Genomic DNA, 20,604 nt, shown 5'->3' on the forward strand with positions numbered 1-20,604 from the left:
CACTGTTAAAAATACTGAATTATGTCCTCCATTACCCCGCTGTTTCCGGATTGCTGACTGCTTCGGCTGCGGTTTTCCTTAAATGGGTTTTTAAAATTTTTCCTACCCCGTTTCTCGGAAGCGCTTCCAAAAATATGATCCGGCTAGGTGTTTTGTTTTTGGCTAAATGATCACGGCAATACTCGATCAACTCTTCTTCCGTGACACCGGCACCCGGCTTCTTGACAATACAGGCGGCCATTTCCTCACCCATCCGTTCATCAGGAACACCGACAACGGCAGCTTCCGATACTGCTTCATGGCTGCTCAGGATCTCTTCGACATCCCGCGGATACAGGTTGAATCCCCCGCGGATAATCAAATCCTTCTTGCGGTCGACAATATAGATATAGCCTTCATCATCCTTGCGGGCCATATCACCTGTGTACAGCCAATTGTCCCGCAGGATTTTTCTCGTTTCTTCTTCATTATAAAAGTACCCAGGGGTGACATTGTCCCCGCGGACGGCCAGTTCCCCGACCTCGCCGGCCGGTACCTCGTCCCCGCTCCCATCCACAATTTTCACTTGAACCCCAGGAATGGGAATGCCGACCGATCCCGGTTTGATTTCAATCCCTTTTTTGTGCGCCGTCACAACAGGTGCGGCTTCAGACAATCCATAGCCTTCAAATATCTTCGCATTGAATCTTTTTTCGAAGGCATGCAAAAGGGCTACCGGAAGCGGAGCCGAACCGGATCCTACCCATTCAAGGCTGGATGTATCAAAGTGATCGCTGGCGGGGTAGGAAAGTAACGCGTGAATCATCGCCGGAACGGCAGAAAATGACTTAACGCGGTGTTTTTCGATTGCCTGAAATACTTCTTTGGGATCAAATTTTGAAAATATGACGATCGAACTTCCGGTCAAAAAGCAAGTGTTTGAGATCGTCAGTCCATAAACATGGGCAAGGGGCAGGACACCGATGGTTGTTCCCCGCTCTGTTTCGTTATGCCTTACGGAATTTTGTGCATTGGAAAATAAATTTTTGTGGGTCAGCAGCACGCCTTTTGGGTTGCCGGTCGTGCCTGATGTATAGAGGATGACTGCTGTGTCTTCAGGTTCAGTTTCAGAGGCTTCACCTGGTGGATCAGCTTTTGTTTCGGATATGAGATCATATAGATTGACGGCCCGCTCATCGGTCGGCATATCCGCTGTTATCATAAGCGGCTGCTCAGTAAGATCTTCCATTGCAGCTTCAATATTGTTACGGACCAGCGACGAAGTGATGATCGCTTTCGCCCCCGAGTTGCGGGCAATGTAATGAAGCTCTTTCGGATGGAGCATGAACATGACCGGAACAATGATCGCTCCCGCCCTTGTAATAGCCTGGTATGAAAAAATAACTTCCGGTGTATTGGGCATGCATACCATTACGCGGTCTCCGTTTTTTATTCCTTTTCTGCGGAGACCGGCTGCCATTTTATCTGCATACATCTTTGTCTGTATGTTTGTATACTGTTTTTCCCCGAAAAACAGAAATGGATATTCCCCAAATTCCTGTATGTTTGTTTCCAGCAGATCCTTTAATTTCACTCAACCCACTCCTTACTCACAGGATTCTTCTGCATGAAAATCAACCTGTCCATGATTTTCGCTCGCATTGGCCAGGTTAGCTTTCTCCGTACACGCGGTCCGGTATTTAACAGCCCTATCTGAACTGTTTGACAGAACGTCGCCCCGTTCTTCCAGAAGGTCGAGATGCCCCTGGATTTGCGAAAGTCCAAGAAATATCGTCTTTCCTTTTAATCGGGGATACATTTCCAGGCAAATTTCGTAAATCGTCTTTTCCTTCTCACCAATGATGTTCATAATTTGCCGGCAGCGTTTCTCCTGTTCCTTAAGCCTTGCCGCAATGACGCCTGTATGATTGGTGAATACCTCCCCATGTCCAGGGTAGATGGTTTTCAAAGGCAGTCCGAAAATGCGCTTCAGCGATTGCCGGTACTGAAGCAATGTTTTCGGTCTTTCTTTTCTGCCTGGCATAGGCTCCACGAAAGCGTTCACGGAAAAATCACCAATCAAATGATCACCCGAGAAAGCTGTGCCGCTTTCCCGATTCCATAAAAGGATATCACTCTGACTGTGTCCGGGAACATGGACCGTTTCAAAAGGTTCCCCGGCAATAAAAACTTCATCACCATCCTTGAGATAATTGACATTCCGCCATTGCTCGCCATAAAATCTCCTCCGGGGCCTGTGTAATGCCGGATCTGCCCCGGCCTCTTCCATAAACGCGTGAAAGAACGATTCGCTCCGCTCGAATTCCTCATAACCGCCAGTTATATGTTGTTCGGCGGCTTCATGGACATAAACAGGTAAGTCCGTTTCCTTCTGGATGCGGGCAAGTCCGCCCGAATGGTCAATGTGTATGTGAGTCAAGATGATACAATCCAAATCTTCAAAACGAAATCCGCTGCTGTAAAGCCGCGACTTCAGCTTTTGGAAGGATTCCACTCCCGGGTTACCTGTATCGATGAGGGTAACCGTCTTTCCGACGGCAAGGAACGCATTTACATCGCCTTCGGCAAATGGAGTCTCCAGTTGCAGCGGAATGATTTCCACCTTCGCTCACCCCCTTTCCGATTAGATTAATTCAGCAACCTGCTGTCTTTAACTTTATTTTACAAAAATGCAAGTATGTATAAAATTCTTCGTAACAATGGTTTATCCTTTAATATTTAAGAATCTTTTGAATATTTTTAATTTGGTGTTCTATTGATATAGTTTACATGCAGAGAAGAAAAGATAAAAAGACCAATGAATCGCATTGGAAACTCACAGCTTAATTGGCCTTATTACATAGCAGTATTAAATATTGATCGATTACTGATTATTGCTCGTCTTATTCCAACAACTTGAGCTTGTCAGTCACAAATAATCACATTCACTGAAAAGGGCTTGCTTCTTATCAATGGGTCGATTGACTGAAACATCAGTTTGGTGGGCTTATGGCCAAACTGGTGAAAACCAATCTGATTTAAAATGCCTATAAAAGATTTACTAATCACAACTATGCTTTTTTATAGAATGGCTCTGTTAAACGCTAGTGTTGATTTCCGTTGCAGGTACTCGCTTTCACCACAGGCACAGGTGCCTGCAGCGGAAAGGAACGGGCAAAAGTCAGGAGAATGAGTGGAAATAACTATCAAAATTGAAATGCAAAAAACTATGACATTTTTGTATAACACAGGATGCCAGGTCAAATAAAAAGGAGCACAGGATAATCCTGTGCTCCTTTCCAGCTTAATTAAGAAAGTGACATCATAGTTTCCATGTCGTCTTTGGCTGTACCGATCAGCTGCAGGTTGAATGTTTCCTGCAGGACATTCATGACTCCTGGAGTGATGAATTCAGGCGGCTTTGGCCCAATGCGGACGTCTTTGATTCCGAGGCTGAAGAGGCCGAGCAAAATCGCAACCGCTTTTTGTTCGAACCAGGACAGCACAATGCTTACCGGCAGATCGCTCACTTCGCAGCCTAATGCATCAGCTAGGCCCATTGCGATCTTGACTGTTGAGATGGAGTTATTGCATTGACCCAGGTCCATGAACCGCGGCAAGTCAGTTCCTGGTACTGTACCGTAATCGACATCATTGAAGCGGAACTTGCCGCAGGAAGTTGTCAGGATGACTGTATTATCCGGCAGTGATGTGGCAAGCTCTCGATAGTATTCGCCGCCTTTGCCAGGTGCGTCACATCCTGCGATAACAAAGAAACGCTTGATTTTACCCGTTTTCACCGCATCAAGTACTTCAGGGGCGAGGCCCAGTACTGTCTCATGGTGGAAACCTGTAGTCAGGTGGAGTTCAGATTCCATGTTTGCTTCCGGAAGTTCAAGTGCTTTTTCAATCAGCGGTGTGAAGTCTTCCCCTTCGATTTTGCGCACGCCTTCAAGGCCTGCCACTTCATACGAGAAGAAACGGTCAGCGTATGTTCCTTTGATCGGCATGACACAGTTTGTCGTCGCAAGAATTGCACCAGGGAACTTTTCAAACAAACGGCGCTGGTCAAACCATGCCTTACCGATATTCCCTTTAAGATGCGGATATTTTTTCAATTCTGGATAGCCGTGGGCCGGAAGCATTTCTGAGTGCGTATAAATATTGATGCCTTTTCCGTCTGTCTGCTTCAGCAGTTCTTCAAGCGCAAACAGGTTATGGCCCGTCACGACAATGGCTTTACCTTCGATTTTGTTCTGCGTCACTTTTACAGGGGTCGGGATGCCAAGACGTGAGGTATGAGCCTTATCCAGCAAGTCCATGACGCGGACAGCTGCATTCCCCACCTTCATCGCCATGTCGATATGTTCCTGCAAATTGAAGTTTGAATTTGTCAGAGTCATATATAATGCTTCATGGGTGATTTTATCCACTTCCGGATCAGAGTAGCCGAGCTGCCGTGCATGCGTTGCATAAGCTGCAATTCCTTTCAAAGCAAAAATCATTGTATCCTGAAGGCTGGCGATATCCTCATTCTTTCCGCAAACGCCAACAACTTTACAGCCGCCGGTTGGTGTTTGTTCACATTGATAACAAAACATTCATCTTACCTCCCAGTTGTATCTATCAGTCAACGTATTAACATCATAATCATCTTGTTTAAAAGGATAATTGATTTAAATCACACTTACTACCCTTAGGAAACCTTTGTCAACAGATTGCCAAATTCCGTTCAAATCCCGGACATAAATTCAAACGCATTTTGAACTGCCTGTTTATCCAGTGCAGCTGTGCTCTCCGCAGACTTGGGCAGGGTCAATTCCTGTCTTTTTATATAAATTTGATTTGGTCTTTTCAGGAGTATCCCCTCTGCTGAGAGATAATCCATATACGCCTGCACAGTTTTTACAACTGCATCGCTGCTGCAATACAAGTTGCTTCTCGTTATTTGTCTTCCTGCAATCATCCCGTATGCGATCCTCTTTAATTTTTGTAAAGGAAGACCTCTTCCCGGCTGCAATGGCATGATGACCTCAAGCAGGATAGCCAACTGCCAGATTGCTGGTGATTCGGTGAAATATATATTTTCTTTCAGAGGGACGCCGGCCTGTGGCGGACTTAGCGATAACGGTTTGCCGGCCGCCCGGTAAAATTTGCGGTTTAACTGTTGTGTTCTTCGGGAGTTATCGCGATGTACCGAATATCGCCATCGCTTTTTATTGCGGAGCCATTCTTGCTGATAAAAGGAAATAGGACGGTGTGCACCCCCGCTGGTGTAAATATGGGAGAAGATTACCGCCGAAAGCGGTACATAAGCTGGAATGGCAAGTACCTGTGAAGCTGTAAGTGGAAGTATATCATTGAGGATAAACAATTTCCTGCTCGAAGGGGAGTAAAAACAATAACCGGGGAAGCGCATCAGCAGTATGCTGATATGCAAACAGCCAGTGGAAATTGCTGATTCGGTACCGGTTGGCCGCAATCCTATTCAAATGATCCTCGCTGAGCAGCCAGATGCTCTTAATGCCAGCTCTCCGGTAGTTTTGGATTCTGTTTTGAATCACAGCTGAATCAGCAATTGAATTCTGGTATTCGACAGCGATACGGACGGAGTTTTTGATGATAAGAAGATCAGGCCGCTGTTGTAATTCGGGCAAGTACGGTTCGATCATGACATGTTCGCCGGTCTCCTTAAGTCTTGTGAACAGCTGGCGCTTTGCTTCAAGATGTCCTTCCGTCTCTCCGCCGCCCCGGCCGTTTTCACAGCTGGTCAAATTAACATGGGCAAAGTGCCACCGTTTGAACTTGCCGAGTTTCATTTTCACGGCGTTGCCGCACACCGGGCAGAAAAAGGACCCTTCGGCCGACAGCCGCTCCAATTCACCCCGGTCCCGTTTATCCGCCAGCGAAAACATCGACCCATCCTTCCGTTTCGATACAAGCAAGAAATCGCCTCCAATACTCGTTTGTGCTCAACTACTTTCACACAGACCACGCCCTCTCCTGTTTTTTTAGACCAATTTATACTTCTGCACAAAATTTGGCCCATTTGAAAATTCACCTGTAAAAAAAGTGCCCGGCAATTGCCAGGCAATTGCCAGGCACCCAACCCACTTTCAAGCAACAAAAAAAGACCGGTTCAGCTTTGCTTGAACCGGCCTTTTAAGCCATTTGCGGGAATTTCTCACGGATTTGCTTGATTGCGTTTTCTTCCATTAACACTTTTCCGTATTCAATCATACGATGGACCGTAATGTTTGATTCATATCCGTATTCGAGCATGAAGCTCAGAAGATCATCCTGCTCTTCTTCGGAAAATTCCTCTTCCGGGAACGTCACATACAGGTAGTAATTATCATCGAAAACGTACAGGCGGCTAAATACATCATCCGCCGCGAAACTATGGCTCAATGAAATGACGTGTTCAAAATCCTCAAAACCGATTATGAATTCAAGGGTTTCATCACCCGGCGAAACATCTTCCTGCTCCAATTCTTCCTTTTCGTTTTTCAGATTGAACTTTTTATCCAGCAATGATTCAATCTGATCGTCAACAGGTATGTCAATGCTTTTATCCTCATTTACAGGAAGTTCCAATTTCTGCCCGTCATTTGACAGCTGCGCGCGGGTCACCATGACCTCAAGCCCTTTGTCTAGCGCCTGAACCTGGATCCACAGAGGTCCTTCAACCGAAAAGTCCTCCTCCATGTTCATCTCATCCATCATTTCCCAGAAAAGCTCTTCGCTCCGCTCTCGGTTATACCAGATTTCTTCTCTGTCAAACCCGCGGTCTTCTATATCTTTATAAGTAATGTAAAACTTTACGGTATACTCATTTATTCGTTCTATTTCCATTCTTCTTCCTCTCCCTTCTTACTTTTTTCCGGGAAGAGATCTTCTATCTCCGGGTAACGCCCTTTCAAAAAACTTACCCTTTTTTCCTCATGTTCAATCATGCTATCTTGTACTCCCATTGTATGATAAATACAGTAAGAATGGAAACAAAAAACCGGTTTTTCATGCAAAACCCGCATTTGTCCCGGTAAAGCGTCGTATTGAACCTTGAAGCTGTTCAATTATATTAAAACGGCCTTTATTATTGGCTCTGTTAAACGCTAGTGTTGATTTCCGCTACAGGTACTCGCTTTTGCCACAGGCACAAGGGCGACATCCGTTCCTGCTTCCCTCCGGTCGCACTCACAGTGTCTTCTTTGCACCAGGACGGGCGGTGAGCCTTCTCGCGCTCCGCTCCTGCGGGGCCCCCACCTGGAGTCCCGCACCTTCCACTCCAATCAACTAGTGTAAAAATCAACATTGAACTTTAACACAGCCTTATTATTAGAAAGTATTCGTTGACGGTATATTTATGTTATATGTTATAGTTATTTGTATTGAATCATACATAATATAACTATGAACAAATCTTATCATCTTTTCTTTCTCATTTCAAAAAGGGGGCTTCACCCGTGGATTTGGAATTCCTTACACAGGTATTGGTCATCATCGGAATCGATATTGTCCTCGGCGGAGATAACGCAATTGTCATTGCGCTGGCGAGCCGAAATCTTCCGTCGGAACAACGAAACAAAGCAATCTTTTTAGGTACCGGGCTCGCTGTCGTTATCCGCATCTTTTTAACTATCATAGCCGTTTATTTACTGAAGATTCCATTTCTCCAGCTTGTCGGCGGCCTCTTTCTCATCTACATAGCATATAACCTCATTGTGGATGAGGAAGAAGATCCATCGAATATCAAAGCGGGCACTACCCTCGGACAGGCAATCAGGACCATCGTTTTTGCTGACATTGTGATGGGTTTTGATAATGTCATCGCAGTGGCGGGCGCCGCACACGGCAATATTTTGCTTGTCATTTTCGGTTTGATCGTATCTGTTCCGATTATCATCTGGGGAAGCAAAATCTTCCTTATATGGATGGAAAAATTTCCGTTTCTCGTCTATATCGGAGCTGGAATTCTTGCCTATACAGCCGGAACAATGATTTCTCACGAAAAACGGCTTGATCCGATTTTCAACACATATGATTATTTATCGTGGATAGTCATTGTTGCAACAATCCTTATCGTTCTCGGGGCAGGCTGGCTTAAAAACAAATCAATTGAGGCTCGGTAAGGCGCTTCCTTCGTATTAATAAAGAATAAAAGCGGCTGCTTTAAAATTGAGCAGCCGCTTTTTATTGTCCTCATGAGCTGTATGAGATAAAGTAATGAAAAACCTTCCGCAGCACATCTATTGGCAGCGGAAGGTTTTATTAGTTAACCAGGCGTTGAGCTTCGCGAAGTTGAAAAGTCCTGACTTTCCTTGGCAGGAAACGACGTATTTCATCTTCATTGTATCCGACTTGCAAACGTTTTTCATCAAGAATAATAGGGCGGCGGAGAAGGCCCGGATTCTCACTGATCAGTTTATAAAGATCCTGTAAGGGCAAAGTTTCAAGGTTAACGTCTAACTGCTGGAAAATTTTCGAACGGGTTGAAATGATCTCATCCGTTCCGTCCTCTGTCATTCGCAAAATCTCCTTGATTTCATCGATTGACAGCGGCTCAGCGAAAATATTCCGTTCAGTATAATCAATTTCATGCTCTTCCAGCCATGCTTTTGCTTTTCGGCAGGATGTACAGCTCGGGGACGTATAAAGGGTAACCATATGCAGTTTCGCTCCTTTCAAACGAATCAACGCCTGTTTTTTATTATATCTATCAATTTATAATCATTTTAATATCTATCTGTTCTCATTATACACCAAATGTTCATAAAATGATAGAGGGTTTATGTAAACATAATTAAAGCTGAACTGCGTAAATTATCAGGGTTTTAATTGTATTTACCCGTATTTTGAAAGCGGTAAACTTCTTTTTAAGTAAAAATGCAAAAAATCCACTTGGTCGATTAGTCGTCTTATCTTTCAATTACATCCCTTTATTGAGAATGCTTGATGCTACTTAATCATTCGCAAATATTTACAGAATAACAGGGGTTCATATTTATTTTTTTACATTTACAGCTTTTATACAGTTGCAGCATGCAATTGAGCAGCTGGTCATTAAGCCCGACCTGTGCTTCACCTGTCCTGCTTTATCGAGTCTGTTGGAAACATCATAAAATATATGGAGGGCAATTATTTAGTTAGGCGCCCTTTCCGTCCTGCACTTCAATAAAAGCCGCGACACAGTTTGCTTTCCTGTATATTTTTAACCTGGACCAAGTTTTCATTTTATTTGAAAAAGACCAGATTCCTTCCGTTTATTTAATCGAATAATAAGTTTTCCCGGGGAATAATGTCCTAATTTGCAAAAAAACAGTGGCTGATTGGCAATCCTTCAGGCGAAGACAGAGGCGCAGTTGATCGTATCTATACCCTTAATTGGCCGCTGTGTTGATGTGCTTCCTTCCTCTACGATAATAAAAGCGGTTCCCAGATACAGGAACCGCTTCTTTACTTATTCCGCAGCTTTTTCTGCAGATTCTTGATCTTCGTATGTCAAAACATCATCAACATGCTGATAGGACTTTCCGTACAATTCTTTATCCTTGTAAGTATGAATCAGTTCATATGTTTTTTTCATCCGGTCATATATGGCTTCTTCGGATTCGTGGGTTGGCGACCAGTAGAGGATTTCCATTTCGTTGATTTCATTCGTGGCCAGTGAACGGCGCTTGTAGCCGATGGAGCTTGCATGTTCAAAACCTTCCCGCTCATAAAAACGGCGCCTTTTGATTGTATCACTATCTTCATAATCCTTTGGCTCAACCTCAAGAATGATCGGCTTCCCTTTTGCCTTCAGCTTTTCAAGAAGCTTATGGCCAAGCCCCTGTCCTCTTGCATCTCTTGATACAAAGATATAGTCGATGAAAATAAAATCATCAAGTTCAACATACATCAATACATGATATTTATCCTCATCCTTATGGTAAATGTCACTGCGTTCTTTAAGCAATGTTTCCATGTGCTCTTTCGATTTCATTTCTTCTACAGGAAAATATTGATTGAGCTTTTCATACCAGTTCATTGATCTACTCCCTTACCGTGTTTTTTTAGCCACCTTTTATTATAACATAAGTGTTGGAACTGTTTTAATATTATGACCCTACTGGGCGATTGTTACTCTAATTGACACTCCTTCCCCTTTCTTTCTGAATCACTTTAGCTTACAATAATGGTGGAGAATGTGTTCGTTCAAAAGGTGCTGTAATGATCCATAAATGGCAGAGTTTCTATGAACAAAGCCCGCCAGCGTTCCAGACGCTTTTGGGCCGCCCTTTTTGAACATCCGATCACAAAGACCTTTTACCATCGGGAGGGATTGGCATGGGAGAAGTACTGCTTGATTTTGGTGTTTTCATTGCGCTCGTCGTTGTATTAAGTGCCTTCATGGCACCGGCCGGAAGTGCATTCGGCCGCCTGTTCGCCGGTAAAAACGCGAATATATTCATTGACCAAAATAATAAGATCACATCCAACTGGAATGATGTTGGCGGAACGAAAAAGTAAAGGCATACTAAAAAGCCCTGTCCGGTTTGAACTGGACAGGGCTTTTTTCAAATTCTAATTCAGCGGCGTATAATCGACGCCTTCCGTATAGGTATTTCCTGCGTCCCATAGCAGGAACTCCTCAATGCCATTTTCATTAAGTGCCTTAATTTGCGCTTCCACTTCTGCTTTTCCATAACGCTTATAGTTTCCCTTGCCAAGATAAGAAGCTGTAAAGTCCTGAATCCATGGCCTTGATGTCGGCCGGGGATCCAATTCATCCAATTTCTTATTTTCCACTTTCGCATATTCGCTGACAAGGCGATAAGGTTCCAAATCTGGCTTGGATATGCCAAAATACGCTGTCCAATGGCTTGGATAAATCATTGAAGAAATAACATCGACATTGCTTGATATTTTTGTGAAGTTCTGCCCGATGCCCGGTGCTTCAGGAAGTGTCGCCGTATAGCCGAAAATATCTACAGAAACATCCACATCATAATACTCCAATTTCTTATTGGCGTAGGCCACAAAATCCGTTACGGCTTTCACCCGTTTTTGGATATTATCCATTTCGAGATCAGCATAATCCCCCATGCTGTATTGAAGAATGGAATCACGTTTTTCAAAGCCTTCCGGAAAACGGACGTAATCAAACTGGATTTCCTGGAAGCCCATTTTTGCCGCTTCTTCGGCTATGGCAACGTTGTAATCCCATACTTCTTTCTGGAACGGGCTTACAAACGCTTCTCCGCGCCCGTTTTTCCAAATTTGTCCATTCTGGGTGAAGGAAAGTTCAGGTTTTTTGGCAGCTAATACAGAATCTTTGAAGACTACGATTCTAGCAATCGGATAGATTTGTTTCTCTTCCAGGGTTTTCAGCATCTTTTTGGGATCTTTAATATAATTTTGGCCGATCCCCTCAAATTCGGAGCCTTTTTCGGGTTTATATGTCAGGTTTCCTGTATCGTCCTTAATATCAATGACCATTGCATTCAAATCGGTTGATTCGATCAGTTTAACTAGCCGGCCGAACTTCTCACCGCCGGCTGAATGCCCGGTTACGTAAACACCGCGCACGGCATCCGGATACTCAAAGGTGAGTCCTGAATCGTATGTAAACCGTGCAACCTTTGCAGGAAGTTCCTTATTTTCCAGTTTAATTTCTTTCTTCTCATGAAATTGTGCATCCTTACTTTCTTCAGCTTTTATATCCTGAGGATAAAAAGCTGCCAGCAGCACTGCAAGTGAAATGAAAAATAACCTGATCCTATTCCGTTTTTTCATGATGCCCTCATTCCCCTATCTTTTTTGTCCTTTTTCTATTATAAATTCTCCTTCTTAACTTCTAAAGACCTTTTTAACAAAAGTTGCATCTTTTTGTAATCTGTACCGCATATCCCTCAATATTAAACTTTATTTTTTCGACAATGCCTCTCTTGATTAATCATGTCCACCCTGATATATTATTTAGAAATCCCCATCACAAGGTTGTCTGCTTGTGCATAACATGTTTAAGAATATTCAATCCGGACATATACGATAAAAAGGAGGTAATAACGTGCGGCATGTTACATTGGAAGAGGTATTTCAACACGAAACTGTCCATAAGCACCTAAAACGGTCGGGGATTGCCCATGCAATTGCAGCTGCCTATCACGGATACCGCCTCGCCCGTCAGTATAGGGTGTCTCCGGACCTGGCTACAAAAGCAGCTTTGCTGCATGATATTGGCCACTATACTTGGTTTCGAAACGGCCAGTGGGACTTTGACTTGTATAAGGAAAATGATATCCACGCGATCAAGGGTGCAGAGCGTGCCCATCGCATTTTGATCGAATTAGGGGAGTCAAGGCGCAATGCAAAAGAAATCTCCCTTGCCATTCTTCTTCATACAGATTCTTATCTCCCGGAAGGCCAGCTATACACTACCCCTCTGCAGAAGGTGGTCCGGCTGGCAGATGAAGCTGATGAAGAACCTGGCGGAAAACACCATTACCGGGAAATCGACAGTACAATTGCCGCCGATCGCATTAAAAAACTCGACCACATGGTGAATTACGCACTTAACGATGATGAGTTTGAAATGAAAGCAACAGTCTGAAAGAAGTACTTTCCTATTAAGAAGTGCTTCTTATTTACATAATAGCAGAGCCGTGAATTATGGATGATAAATGGTGATCTGGCAGATATCGCCAAGGCTAGTAGTGCGCGCAGAGAAAAGTTCGTATAATTTAGTCAAATAGGTCGAATCATGCGGGATATCGATTCGGACCGGTTTGTTTTTTTCCGAATGGCGAAGGGCCAGACGAATAATTGTGTACAGGAGTTTTCCCTGATTTTGTATGTCACCGATTCCGGCACCATGAATAACAAGCTGTCCTTTTACTTCCTTGAACCAGGACCAGCCTGTCAGCTGTTCTTTTTCTTCATCCTGAAATAGATAAAGATGGTCCCCTTTGTCTGCGGCCGCTTTTACCAACTGCTCCATATTTCCATACGGACAGGGAAGCCCCCGCTCTCTCGTTTCTTCAATGAAGCTCGACAATTCCTTCCAGTCAGCGTCATGGTCATAAGTAAAATAGATCATTGTCCTCCCCCTCAAATGAGCAATAAACAGGGAAATGTTTTTTCAATTAATCATTTAAACAAGGAAAGGCAGAATCAGTAACGATGTATCAGTTCATTGCATTTATTTCAGCATTGCTCCTCGCTCTTCTCATTCTTGCGGAAACAAAATTCGGAACTGTACCTGACCTGGCGATACAACTTGCCTTCGGTTCAGCACTTATCTTCTTTTTACTTCATCTTATGAAAAAATATAAACGATAATGATAGGAAAGTTACCGGTACCGGTGAGCCTCACGTGAAGAGGTTCTATCAGACAATGTACTTTGTGCACTGATATGATCTACACCGTTTCAGAAAATTAACTGACAGCGTTAAAGAAGCCTGAATTATTTAATTCAGTTTTTCCGGTACGTTGAGTAAGCTGCCTCAAATCTTTATCGCGCGGAAGAAATGCAGAATATACTCGAGGAAACTTGCGCTCCGTCCCCTTCCATCATAATTGTTTGATTCAACAATAAGCATTGACACTTTCACCTATAACCAGAATTATAAACTCGCCGACTGGCATGTTTTTCAGGCGAAGACAGAGGCCGATCTGCACTTATTCTACATTCGTTAAGTTGGCCGTTCCTTCGGAATACTTCCATGCCGACAGTTTCATTCATAGACGGTAAAAAAGGCAAGCCGCGAAAATGCGGCTTGCCTTACCGTTAATTCTTCTTATTTCCTTCGTGTTCTTCCATCATTTCCTCATCGTAAAGGTGACAAGCCACCCAGTGGTCTTTCTTCGATTCTACCCAGCGTGGAACGTGTGTCGCGCAAATATCCATCGCATGCGGGCAGCGTGTTCTGAAGCGGCAGCCGCTTGGCGGATCGATCGGGCTTGGCAGGTCGCCTTCAAGAATGATCCGTTCCCGTGAACGTTCGATTTCAGGATCAGCAACAGGGATAGCGGACAGCAATGCCTGTGTATACGGATGAAGCGGTTCATCGTACAGTGCATCACTTTCAGCAAGCTCAGCCATGTTTCCAAGATACATGACACCGACCCGGTCAGAAATATGTTTAACCATTGACAGGTCATGGGCAATAAACAAATAAGTGAGCCCTTTTTCCCGCTGCAGTTTTTGCAGCAGGTTGACTACCTGTGCTTGAATTGATACGTCAAGCGCGGAAATCGGTTCGTCAGCAATGATGAATTCAGGATCTACGGCAAGGGCACGGGCAATCCCGATACGCTGGCGCTGGCCTCCCGAAAATTCATGTGGATAACGGTTTGCGTGCTCCCTGTTCAAGCCGACTGTTTCAAGAAGTTCATTGACTTTATCGCGTCGCTCCTGATCATTCTTGGCAAGGCCGTGAATGTCGATGCCTTCTGCGATAATGTCTGCAACCGTCATGCGAGGGTTCAAGGATGCATATGGATCCTGGAAAATCATCTGCATTTTTCGGTTGAACTTCTTTAACGTTTCGGCGTTCTTCTTGCCATGTACATCTTCACCTTCAAAAAGGACATCGCCGCCCGATGCATTGTAAAGGCGGATGATGGTCCGGCCGGCAGTTGATTTACCGCAGCCGGATTCGCCTACGATACCAAGTGTTTCTCCTTTATAAATATCGAACGAAATATTATCTACAGCTTTCAATACCTGGTCTTTACCGACATTGAAATATTTTTTTAAATTACGCACTTCCAATAATTTTTCACGATTATCTGCCATTATTTCGAACCTCCTACTGCTTCAGCCGGCGGTTCCACTTTCGGAGCTCTTTCATCCTGCAGCCAGCATGCCGCTTTATGCGAGTTCGAATGCTCTGTATATTCAGGCATATTGTCCACACAAACCTTCATTGCATATGGACAGCGAGCCGCAAACGGGCAGCCTATAGGCGGATCCACGAGATCAGGCGGTGTTCCCGGGATTGCCAGAAGCTCCTCTGATTTCGTATGGAGCTTAGGCATGGATGCAAGCAATCCCCATGTATAAGGATGCTTCGGCTTATAGAAAATTTCATCAACAGTGCCGGTCTCAACGATTTTGCCGGCATACATGACAGCAACACGCTGTGCAGCGTTTGCGACAACGCCAAGGTCATGGGTGATGATGATAATGGATGTTCCTGTTTTTTTCTGCAAATCTTTCATCAAATCCAGAATCTGGGCCTGGATTGTAACATCAAGTGCAGTTGTCGGTTCATCGGCTATAAGCACCTTCGGATTACATGCAAGCGCGATAGCGATGACGACACGCTGTCTCATCCCGCCGGAAAATTGGTGAGGGTATTGTTTCACCCGTGTTTCCGGATTCGGGATACCAACAAGGCGAAGCAGCTGGACAGCACGTTCCTTCGCTTCGGCATTGCCAAGTTTCTGATGCTTCCTCAGCCCTTCCATGATTTGCTTGCCAACAGTCATTGTCGGATTCAGCGATGTCATCGGATCCTGGAAAATCATCGACATTTCAGATCCGCGGACATTTTGCATTTCTTTTTCGGAATATTTGATAAGATCTTTTCCTTCAAACAGAACCTCACCGTCTTTAATTCGGCCCGGCGGGTTAGGAATCAAACCCATGACAGCTTTTGATGTAACTGATTTTCCGGAACCGGACTCTCCTACGATTGCAAGGGTTTCACCTTTTTTCAGCTCAAAGTTAACGCCGCGAACGGCCTTGACTTCCCCGGCATAAGTATCGAAGGAGACATGTAAATTATTGACTTCAATAATGTTTTCCATTTACCTTTCTCCTCCTATCTGCGCATTCTAGGGTCTAACGCATCCCGAAGGCCGTCCCCTAATAGGTTGAAGCTGACCATGACCAAACTGATGACAACCGATGAAATTGTCATCTGATGCGGGTAAATCCTCATTGCTCTATAACCCTCATTCACCAGGGTTCCGAGGGAGGCAGTCGGAGGCTGCAGCCCAAGGCCGATAAAGCTCAGGAAGGCTTCGAAGAAAATCGCCACTGGCACGGTAAACATGGTTGTAATGATTATCGGACCAAGAGTATTCGGAATCAAGTGTTTCCAGATCAAGCGGTTGTCTGTCGCACCAAGTGTCTTTGCCGCCAGTACAAATTCCTGTTCCTTCAGCTTAAGGATCTGTCCGCGTACAATCCTGGCCATCGTTACCCATCCCGTAATAACCATCGCAAGGGTAATGGACAAGATCCCAGGATTAAGGACGAGAATAAGCAGGATTATGACGATCAGGTTAGGGATACCAACCAGAACCTCAATTATACGCTGCATCACGTTATCAATACGGCCGCCGTAGAATGCGGAAATCCCACCGTAAGCAACACCAATTAAGAAGTCAATGGTCGCTGCGAGGAAAGCGATATACATTGAAATTCGAGTTCCTTCCCACGTTCGGGTCCACAAATCCCGGCCAAGAGCGTCTGTTCCGAACCAGAAATACTCTTCTACGCCTTTCATTTCATATTGATCAACACCGCGGATGTCAACACCGTCAAGGCCTAAAAATCCAATATTTTCAAGGACAGGGACTTTGGGAGGCATATTTGTCCGGCCAAGGTCCTGGCTGTCTACTCCATACTCATTCATGAAAGGTCCGGCAAGGGACATGAAAAGAATGATAACAATCATGATCAAACCGAAAAACGCCCCGCGGTTCTTTTTCAGCCGCATCCAGGCGTCCTGCCAGAATGACAGGCTAGGCTTTGAAATCATTTCACTTTTGTCTTCGCTGATTTCAGCAGGCTGGAACAAATCTTCTGTGATAGGCTGTTTTTCTGCACTCATGCTTTTTTCCCTCCCGCCAGGCGAATACGTGGATCAATAACTCCGTAGAGTATATCGACAATTAGCACGATGCCGATAAATAAAACACTGAAAAAGAGTGTAATCCCCATAATTACAGGGTAATCATTGGTAGTGATAGATTTAACGAACTGCTCACCAAGCCCCGGCACACCAAAAATGTTTTCAATTACGAGTGAACCGGTCATCAGGGCAACAGTCATCGGGCCTAAAATGGTGATAACTGGAATCATCGCATTCCTGATTGTATGTTTAATGACAACAGCTGATCTGCTGATGCCTTTCGCTTTTGCGGTTGTAATGTAGTCCTGTCCAAGAACTTCAAGCATTTCGGTCCTCATAAAACGGGCAATCTGGGCTACAACGAACACTCCCAGTGAAATCGTCGGCAATATCGTATATTCATATCCATCCCAAAAAGCCACCGGCAGCCATTGCAGCTTAACGCCGACCCAGTATTGCAGAAGCCCTGCGAAAACAAACGATGGTATGGAAATACCGAGCACGGCAATGACCATTGTCCCGTAATCCCAAAAAGTATTGTGGTTGAGCGCTGATATGATTCCCATCAGCAATCCTAGAACTGTACCGAATATGACGGCCTGCCCGCCCAGAAAAGCGGAGGCTCCAATTCGGGATCCAATAATACTGTTGACGCTGCGTCCGTCATATTGGAATGATTCCCCTAAATCTCCCTGCACTAGATTCCCCATATACTTGACGTATTGTACAGGAACCGGATCATTCAATCCGTATTTCTCGTAAAGCCTCTCTCTTTGTGATTCTGATAGTTTCTCCTCATTGTTGAATGGTGATCCCGGTAAAGTTTGCATCAAAAAGAATGTAAATGTTGCAATTATTAACAGGGTCAGTAGCATATAGCCAACCCTTCCGAGAATATATCGTCCCATACAAACACCTCCTCGTAATGTCTTATTATACAGCAAAAATCGACTAACTGAATTACTTTTAATATTCTACATTTTCTGACGTTTTTCACATAGACAGGCAAAAAGAGAGTATATGCCAGGATGGACATATACTCTCCTGAGTTTACTATAAAACTGCGTTCATTTTAAGTGGCTTATTAGTTTTTACCAGAAATATATGTCCACTTGAAGCTGTAGTCACCGCCGAATGGATGCTTCACCCAGTCCTTGACATAAGTCTTCATCAGGTGGGCGTTACCTCTCTGGTACATTGGAGCGATTGCAGCATCTTCTTCAAGAAGAATTCTTTCTGCTTCCTGAAGTTTATCCCAGCGAGCTTCTAGGTCAGAAAGATCAGTTTTCGCTTCTTCTACCAGCTTGTCATATTCTTCGTTTGAATACGCCATCTGGTTATGTGCTCCGTCTGTCACGAACATGTCGATGAAAGTCATCGGATCCTGATAGTCAGGGCCCCATCCAGCGAATGAGAAGTCATAGTCGCCTTTTGTTTCAAGGTCTAGCTTCTGCTTGAACGGTTGAGCTTTGATGGACACGGTCAAGCCTGGAAGATTCTTTTCAAGCTGGTTCTTCAGGTATTCGCCGACCTTCTTGGAGTTTTCACTGTCATAGTTGAGCAGTTCTAGTTCAAGGCTATCCTGTCCAAGTGCTTCAAGACCTTTTTCAAAGTGTTCTTTTGCCTTGTCAGCATCATGGGACAGCATGTCGCCATTTTCAGCACGGAAATCTTCACCATCCGGACCGGAAACAAAATCTTTCGGTACAAGATAGTCCGCAGGTGTAGAACCGTTGTTCAAGATAACGTCTGTCAAACCTTTTTTATCCCAGCCCATGCTGATTGCTTTGCGGATATCAACATTGGCAAGAGCCTCGTTCTTCTGGTTCAGGCGCAGGAAGTAAACGGCAGCATCAGGAGTCGTGACATAGTTTTCTGTATCCTTATACTGGTCTACATATTCCGCACTAAGGGCTGCACGGTCAGTTTTGCCAGTTTCAAACAGGTTGACCGCTGTTGCTGTATCCTTAATTACATTTACGTTGATTTCATCAAGCTTAACAGCTTCTTTATCCCAGTACTGGTCGTTCTTTTCATACTTCCAGTTCTGTTCATGGTTCCATTCGGAAAGTACGAAAGGACCGTTGTACAGCATTGTGTCCGCTTCAAGCGCATAGTTCTTGCCCTGTTCTTCAACGTAATCTTTCTTAAGCGGCATGAATGTGCCGAAAGAAGTCAATCCGAGGAAGTAAGGAACATCGTTTTCAAGCTCAACTTCAAGAGTTTTTTCGTCAACAGCTTTTACGCCAAGCTCTTCGACTTTGCCATACAAATCACTTTCTTCATCCATGATTTTGTTGGCGTTTTTAAGGTCACCCATGATGTATGCATATTCTGCAAGTGTATCAGGGCTGAGCGCACGCTTCCATGCATACTCGAAATCTTGTGCGGTTACCTGTGAACCGTCACTCCATTTTGCATTTTCGTTAAGCGTGAAAGTGTATTTTGTTCCATCTTTTTCATAATCTTTAGCAACGCCTGGAACCGGTTTGTTGTCCGGGCCAAGACGGTAAAGTCCTTCAAATACGTTGTTCATTACAATAAAAGACACCTGGTCAGTTGCAGTGATCGGATCCATTGACGGGATTTCGGCACTTTCAAGTAGGTTCAAGACCTGCTCTTCATCCGGCTTCGCTTCGCCGCCTTCTCCTTCACCGCCTGTTGCGTTTTCTGATGATTCGTTTTCGTTTCCTTCGTTCTCGTTAGTTGCTCCTTCATTGCCGCCTCCGCAAGCTGCTAGGAACATGCTGAGCGCAAGAACAAGCACGAAGAAAATTGACAGCTTTTTCTTCATGTACTGAAGACCTCCCCTTTTTATATAGGTTTTTTTGACAGGCAAATACCGTTGAAAATTGTCTGAAGTTTTTGCCTATGGGATTATTATACAAGTATTCTAACAATTTTGCATATACTTTTTTTTAAGACTATTATTGAAACCTTGATATTATTACGGTTCGGTAACAGAAAATAGGTCTATTGTACTATCATCGGATCCGCTTTCATTTTCCTGCCCTGGCAAAAATTAAAACCTAATCATTATACTCGCCATCGCTTCACCGTTGTAAAGCAAGCAAGAGGGGAAGTCCGCTATAGGGATGGTTCTTAAATACCGGTACAATCGGCGGGCTCCTTCTGTAATAATTGTTCCATTTCTGCTTTTTCTATATAATTACTCTTATAACTTATTTGTCCTGGAGGTAACATGAAAACACATTTCAGAGCAGCTTCGCGGCTTATGATAGGATCTGCCGCGGTAGGAATCTTATTGTCCTTCCTTTTCAGGGGGCCTTCATTATCCGTTACTATTGTAAATACGATTTTCATGATGTCACTTTTTCTTTTAATGACCGGCGGTTCAATGCTTATCCTGGAGGGCGGAATGTTCAACGGCATAATGAAGAGCTTCAAGTCTTTTCGCAATAAAAGCTCGAAAGCGAACCGCTATGCGGCGGAATTTGATGATTATGACAATGACGAAGAGAACCCGGCGTACAGCTTTCGATTAACAATGCCATTCCTGATCTCAGGGACCGTTCTTTTTGTCCTTACGATTATTGTTTCCTATTTCGTATAAGCAGCTTGCATTCGATATATTGATTGAGTATAATAAACCATAATTTTAAATGTGAAATGTGATGAGAAAGAATAGTACATGTTATGAAGCTTACAGAGAGCTTGTGGCAGGTGTGAACAAGCAGCGGAGTAATATGGAATGGGCTTTTGAGCACCGGACTGAAATGAACAGTAGGCTCCGGCGTCATCCGCACGATACAG

At 44.2% G+C, this 20,604-nt stretch carries 21 protein-coding genes and 1 other annotated feature (1 of these 22 only partly in view); of the genes, 5 read left to right on the plus strand and 16 right to left on the minus strand.

What is annotated here, in order from left to right:
• Positions 1-31: 31 nt before the first annotated feature.
• The 7 genes from A4U59_RS03380 to A4U59_RS21630 form a co-directional block, all read right to left on the minus strand.
• Positions 32-1,573: a long-chain-fatty-acid--CoA ligase gene (locus A4U59_RS03380; protein ID WP_070119748.1), complete on the minus strand. Its 1,542-nt coding sequence runs from the start codon at positions 1,571-1,573 to the stop codon at positions 32-34.
• Positions 1,574-1,585: 12 nt separating this feature from the next.
• Complete coding sequence (locus tag A4U59_RS03385; protein WP_070119749.1) at positions 1,586-2,602, minus strand: MBL fold metallo-hydrolase; 1,017 nt, start codon at positions 2,600-2,602, stop codon at positions 1,586-1,588.
• 685 nt (positions 2,603-3,287) lie between these two features.
• Positions 3,288-4,580, minus strand: a complete 1,293-nt coding sequence (hcp, locus tag A4U59_RS03390) for a hydroxylamine reductase (RefSeq protein WP_070119750.1) — start codon at positions 4,578-4,580, stop codon at positions 3,288-3,290.
• Positions 4,581-4,711: 131 nt separating this feature from the next.
• Positions 4,712-5,398, minus strand: a complete 687-nt coding sequence (locus tag A4U59_RS22675; RefSeq protein ID WP_483771151.1) for a hypothetical protein — start codon at positions 5,396-5,398, stop codon at positions 4,712-4,714.
• The gene (locus tag A4U59_RS03400) at positions 5,337-5,924 is read right to left on the minus strand and encodes a competence protein CoiA (protein WP_070119752.1); all 588 of its coding nucleotides are present in this window, start codon (positions 5,922-5,924) and stop codon (positions 5,337-5,339) included. The genes A4U59_RS22675 and A4U59_RS03400 overlap by 62 nt, the downstream gene beginning before the upstream one ends.
• Positions 5,925-6,141: 217 nt before the next feature.
• Positions 6,142-6,834: an adaptor protein MecA gene (mecA, locus tag A4U59_RS03405; protein WP_070119753.1), complete on the minus strand. Its 693-nt coding sequence runs from the start codon at positions 6,832-6,834 to the stop codon at positions 6,142-6,144.
• On the minus strand, positions 6,825-7,055 hold the full coding sequence (locus A4U59_RS21630) for a hypothetical protein (RefSeq protein WP_169823900.1): 231 nt from the start codon (positions 7,053-7,055) through the stop codon (positions 6,825-6,827). Before A4U59_RS21630 ends, mecA begins: the two co-directional genes overlap by 10 nt.
• Positions 7,056-7,445: 390 nt before the next feature.
• On the opposite strand from A4U59_RS21630, the gene A4U59_RS03410 reads away from it, so the two are divergent.
• Positions 7,446-8,111 carry a YjbE family putative metal transport protein gene (locus A4U59_RS03410; protein ID WP_070119754.1) on the plus strand — a complete coding sequence of 222 codons (666 nt, stop codon included), beginning with the start codon at positions 7,446-7,448 and terminating at the stop codon, positions 8,109-8,111.
• 139 nt (positions 8,112-8,250) lie between these two features.
• On the opposite strand, the gene spxA is transcribed toward A4U59_RS03410, so the two are convergent.
• Together spxA and A4U59_RS03420 are read right to left on the minus strand one after the other, a co-directional pair.
• Positions 8,251-8,646 carry a transcriptional regulator SpxA gene (gene spxA / locus A4U59_RS03415; RefSeq protein WP_070119755.1) on the minus strand — a complete coding sequence of 132 codons (396 nt, stop codon included), beginning with the start codon at positions 8,644-8,646 and terminating at the stop codon, positions 8,251-8,253.
• Positions 8,647-9,439: 793 nt separating this feature from the next.
• Positions 9,440-10,009 carry a GNAT family N-acetyltransferase gene (locus A4U59_RS03420; RefSeq protein WP_070119756.1) on the minus strand — a complete coding sequence of 190 codons (570 nt, stop codon included), beginning with the start codon at positions 10,007-10,009 and terminating at the stop codon, positions 9,440-9,442.
• A 299-nt stretch (positions 10,010-10,308) separates the two neighbouring features.
• Here A4U59_RS03420 and A4U59_RS03425 point away from each other — a divergent pair, with 299 nt between their 5' ends.
• Positions 10,309-10,491 (plus strand): hypothetical protein, encoded by a 183-nt coding sequence (locus A4U59_RS03425; protein WP_070119757.1) that lies wholly within the window; start codon positions 10,309-10,311, stop codon positions 10,489-10,491.
• 54 nt (positions 10,492-10,545) lie between these two features.
• On the opposite strand, the gene A4U59_RS03430 is transcribed toward A4U59_RS03425, so the two are convergent.
• Positions 10,546-11,757, minus strand: coding sequence for a putative glycoside hydrolase (locus A4U59_RS03430; protein ID WP_070119758.1), 1,212 nt, complete (start codon positions 11,755-11,757; stop codon positions 10,546-10,548).
• Positions 11,758-12,031: 274 nt separating this feature from the next.
• Here A4U59_RS03430 and A4U59_RS03435 point away from each other — a divergent pair, with 274 nt between their 5' ends.
• On the plus strand, positions 12,032-12,574 hold the full coding sequence (locus A4U59_RS03435; RefSeq protein ID WP_070119759.1) for an HD domain-containing protein: 543 nt from the start codon (positions 12,032-12,034) through the stop codon (positions 12,572-12,574).
• A gap of 57 nt (positions 12,575-12,631) precedes the next feature.
• Here the strand turns inward: A4U59_RS03435 and A4U59_RS03440 are convergent, their stop codons facing one another.
• A complete protein-coding gene (locus tag A4U59_RS03440) occupies positions 12,632-13,060 on the minus strand; it encodes a hypothetical protein (protein ID WP_070119760.1) in 429 nt (142 codons plus the stop codon).
• An 83-nt stretch (positions 13,061-13,143) separates the two neighbouring features.
• On the opposite strand from A4U59_RS03440, the gene A4U59_RS21635 reads away from it, so the two are divergent.
• Positions 13,144-13,302 (plus strand): hypothetical protein, encoded by a 159-nt coding sequence (locus A4U59_RS21635; protein WP_169823901.1) that lies wholly within the window; start codon positions 13,144-13,146, stop codon positions 13,300-13,302.
• Positions 13,303-13,751: 449 nt separating this feature from the next.
• Here A4U59_RS21635 and A4U59_RS03445 read toward each other — a convergent pair whose 3' ends face one another.
• The 5 genes from A4U59_RS03445 to A4U59_RS03465 all read right to left on the minus strand — a co-directional run bounded on the left by A4U59_RS03445 (position 13,752) and on the right by A4U59_RS03465 (position 19,624).
• On the minus strand, positions 13,752-14,762 hold the full coding sequence (locus A4U59_RS03445; RefSeq protein ID WP_070119761.1) for an ABC transporter ATP-binding protein: 1,011 nt from the start codon (positions 14,760-14,762) through the stop codon (positions 13,752-13,754).
• On the minus strand, positions 14,762-15,778 hold the full coding sequence (locus A4U59_RS03450) for an ABC transporter ATP-binding protein (protein WP_070119762.1): 1,017 nt from the start codon (positions 15,776-15,778) through the stop codon (positions 14,762-14,764). The genes A4U59_RS03445 and A4U59_RS03450 overlap by 1 nt, the downstream gene beginning before the upstream one ends.
• A gap of 14 nt (positions 15,779-15,792) precedes the next feature.
• Positions 15,793-16,809 (minus strand): oligopeptide ABC transporter permease, encoded by a 1,017-nt coding sequence (opp3C, locus tag A4U59_RS03455; protein ID WP_070119763.1) that lies wholly within the window; start codon positions 16,807-16,809, stop codon positions 15,793-15,795.
• Positions 16,806-17,738, minus strand: coding sequence for an oligopeptide ABC transporter permease (opp3b, locus tag A4U59_RS03460; RefSeq protein ID WP_070119764.1), 933 nt, complete (start codon positions 17,736-17,738; stop codon positions 16,806-16,808). Before opp3b ends, opp3C begins: the two co-directional genes overlap by 4 nt.
• Positions 17,739-17,914: 176 nt before the next feature.
• Positions 17,915-19,624 (minus strand): peptide ABC transporter substrate-binding protein, encoded by a 1,710-nt coding sequence (locus A4U59_RS03465; RefSeq protein ID WP_070119765.1) that lies wholly within the window; start codon positions 19,622-19,624, stop codon positions 17,915-17,917.
• A 441-nt stretch (positions 19,625-20,065) separates the two neighbouring features.
• Between A4U59_RS03465 and A4U59_RS03470 the strand changes: the two genes are divergently transcribed.
• Positions 20,066-20,404 (plus strand): DUF3899 domain-containing protein, encoded by a 339-nt coding sequence (locus A4U59_RS03470; protein WP_169823902.1) that lies wholly within the window; start codon positions 20,066-20,068, stop codon positions 20,402-20,404.
• A gap of 52 nt (positions 20,405-20,456) precedes the next feature.
• Positions 20,457-20,604, plus strand: a binding site (T-box leader); it runs 95 nt beyond the window's last position.

This window comes from Bacillus marinisedimentorum (genome assembly GCF_001644195.2).
Taxonomy (GTDB): domain Bacteria; phylum Bacillota; class Bacilli; order Bacillales; family Bacillaceae_O; genus Bacillus_BL; species Bacillus_BL marinisedimentorum.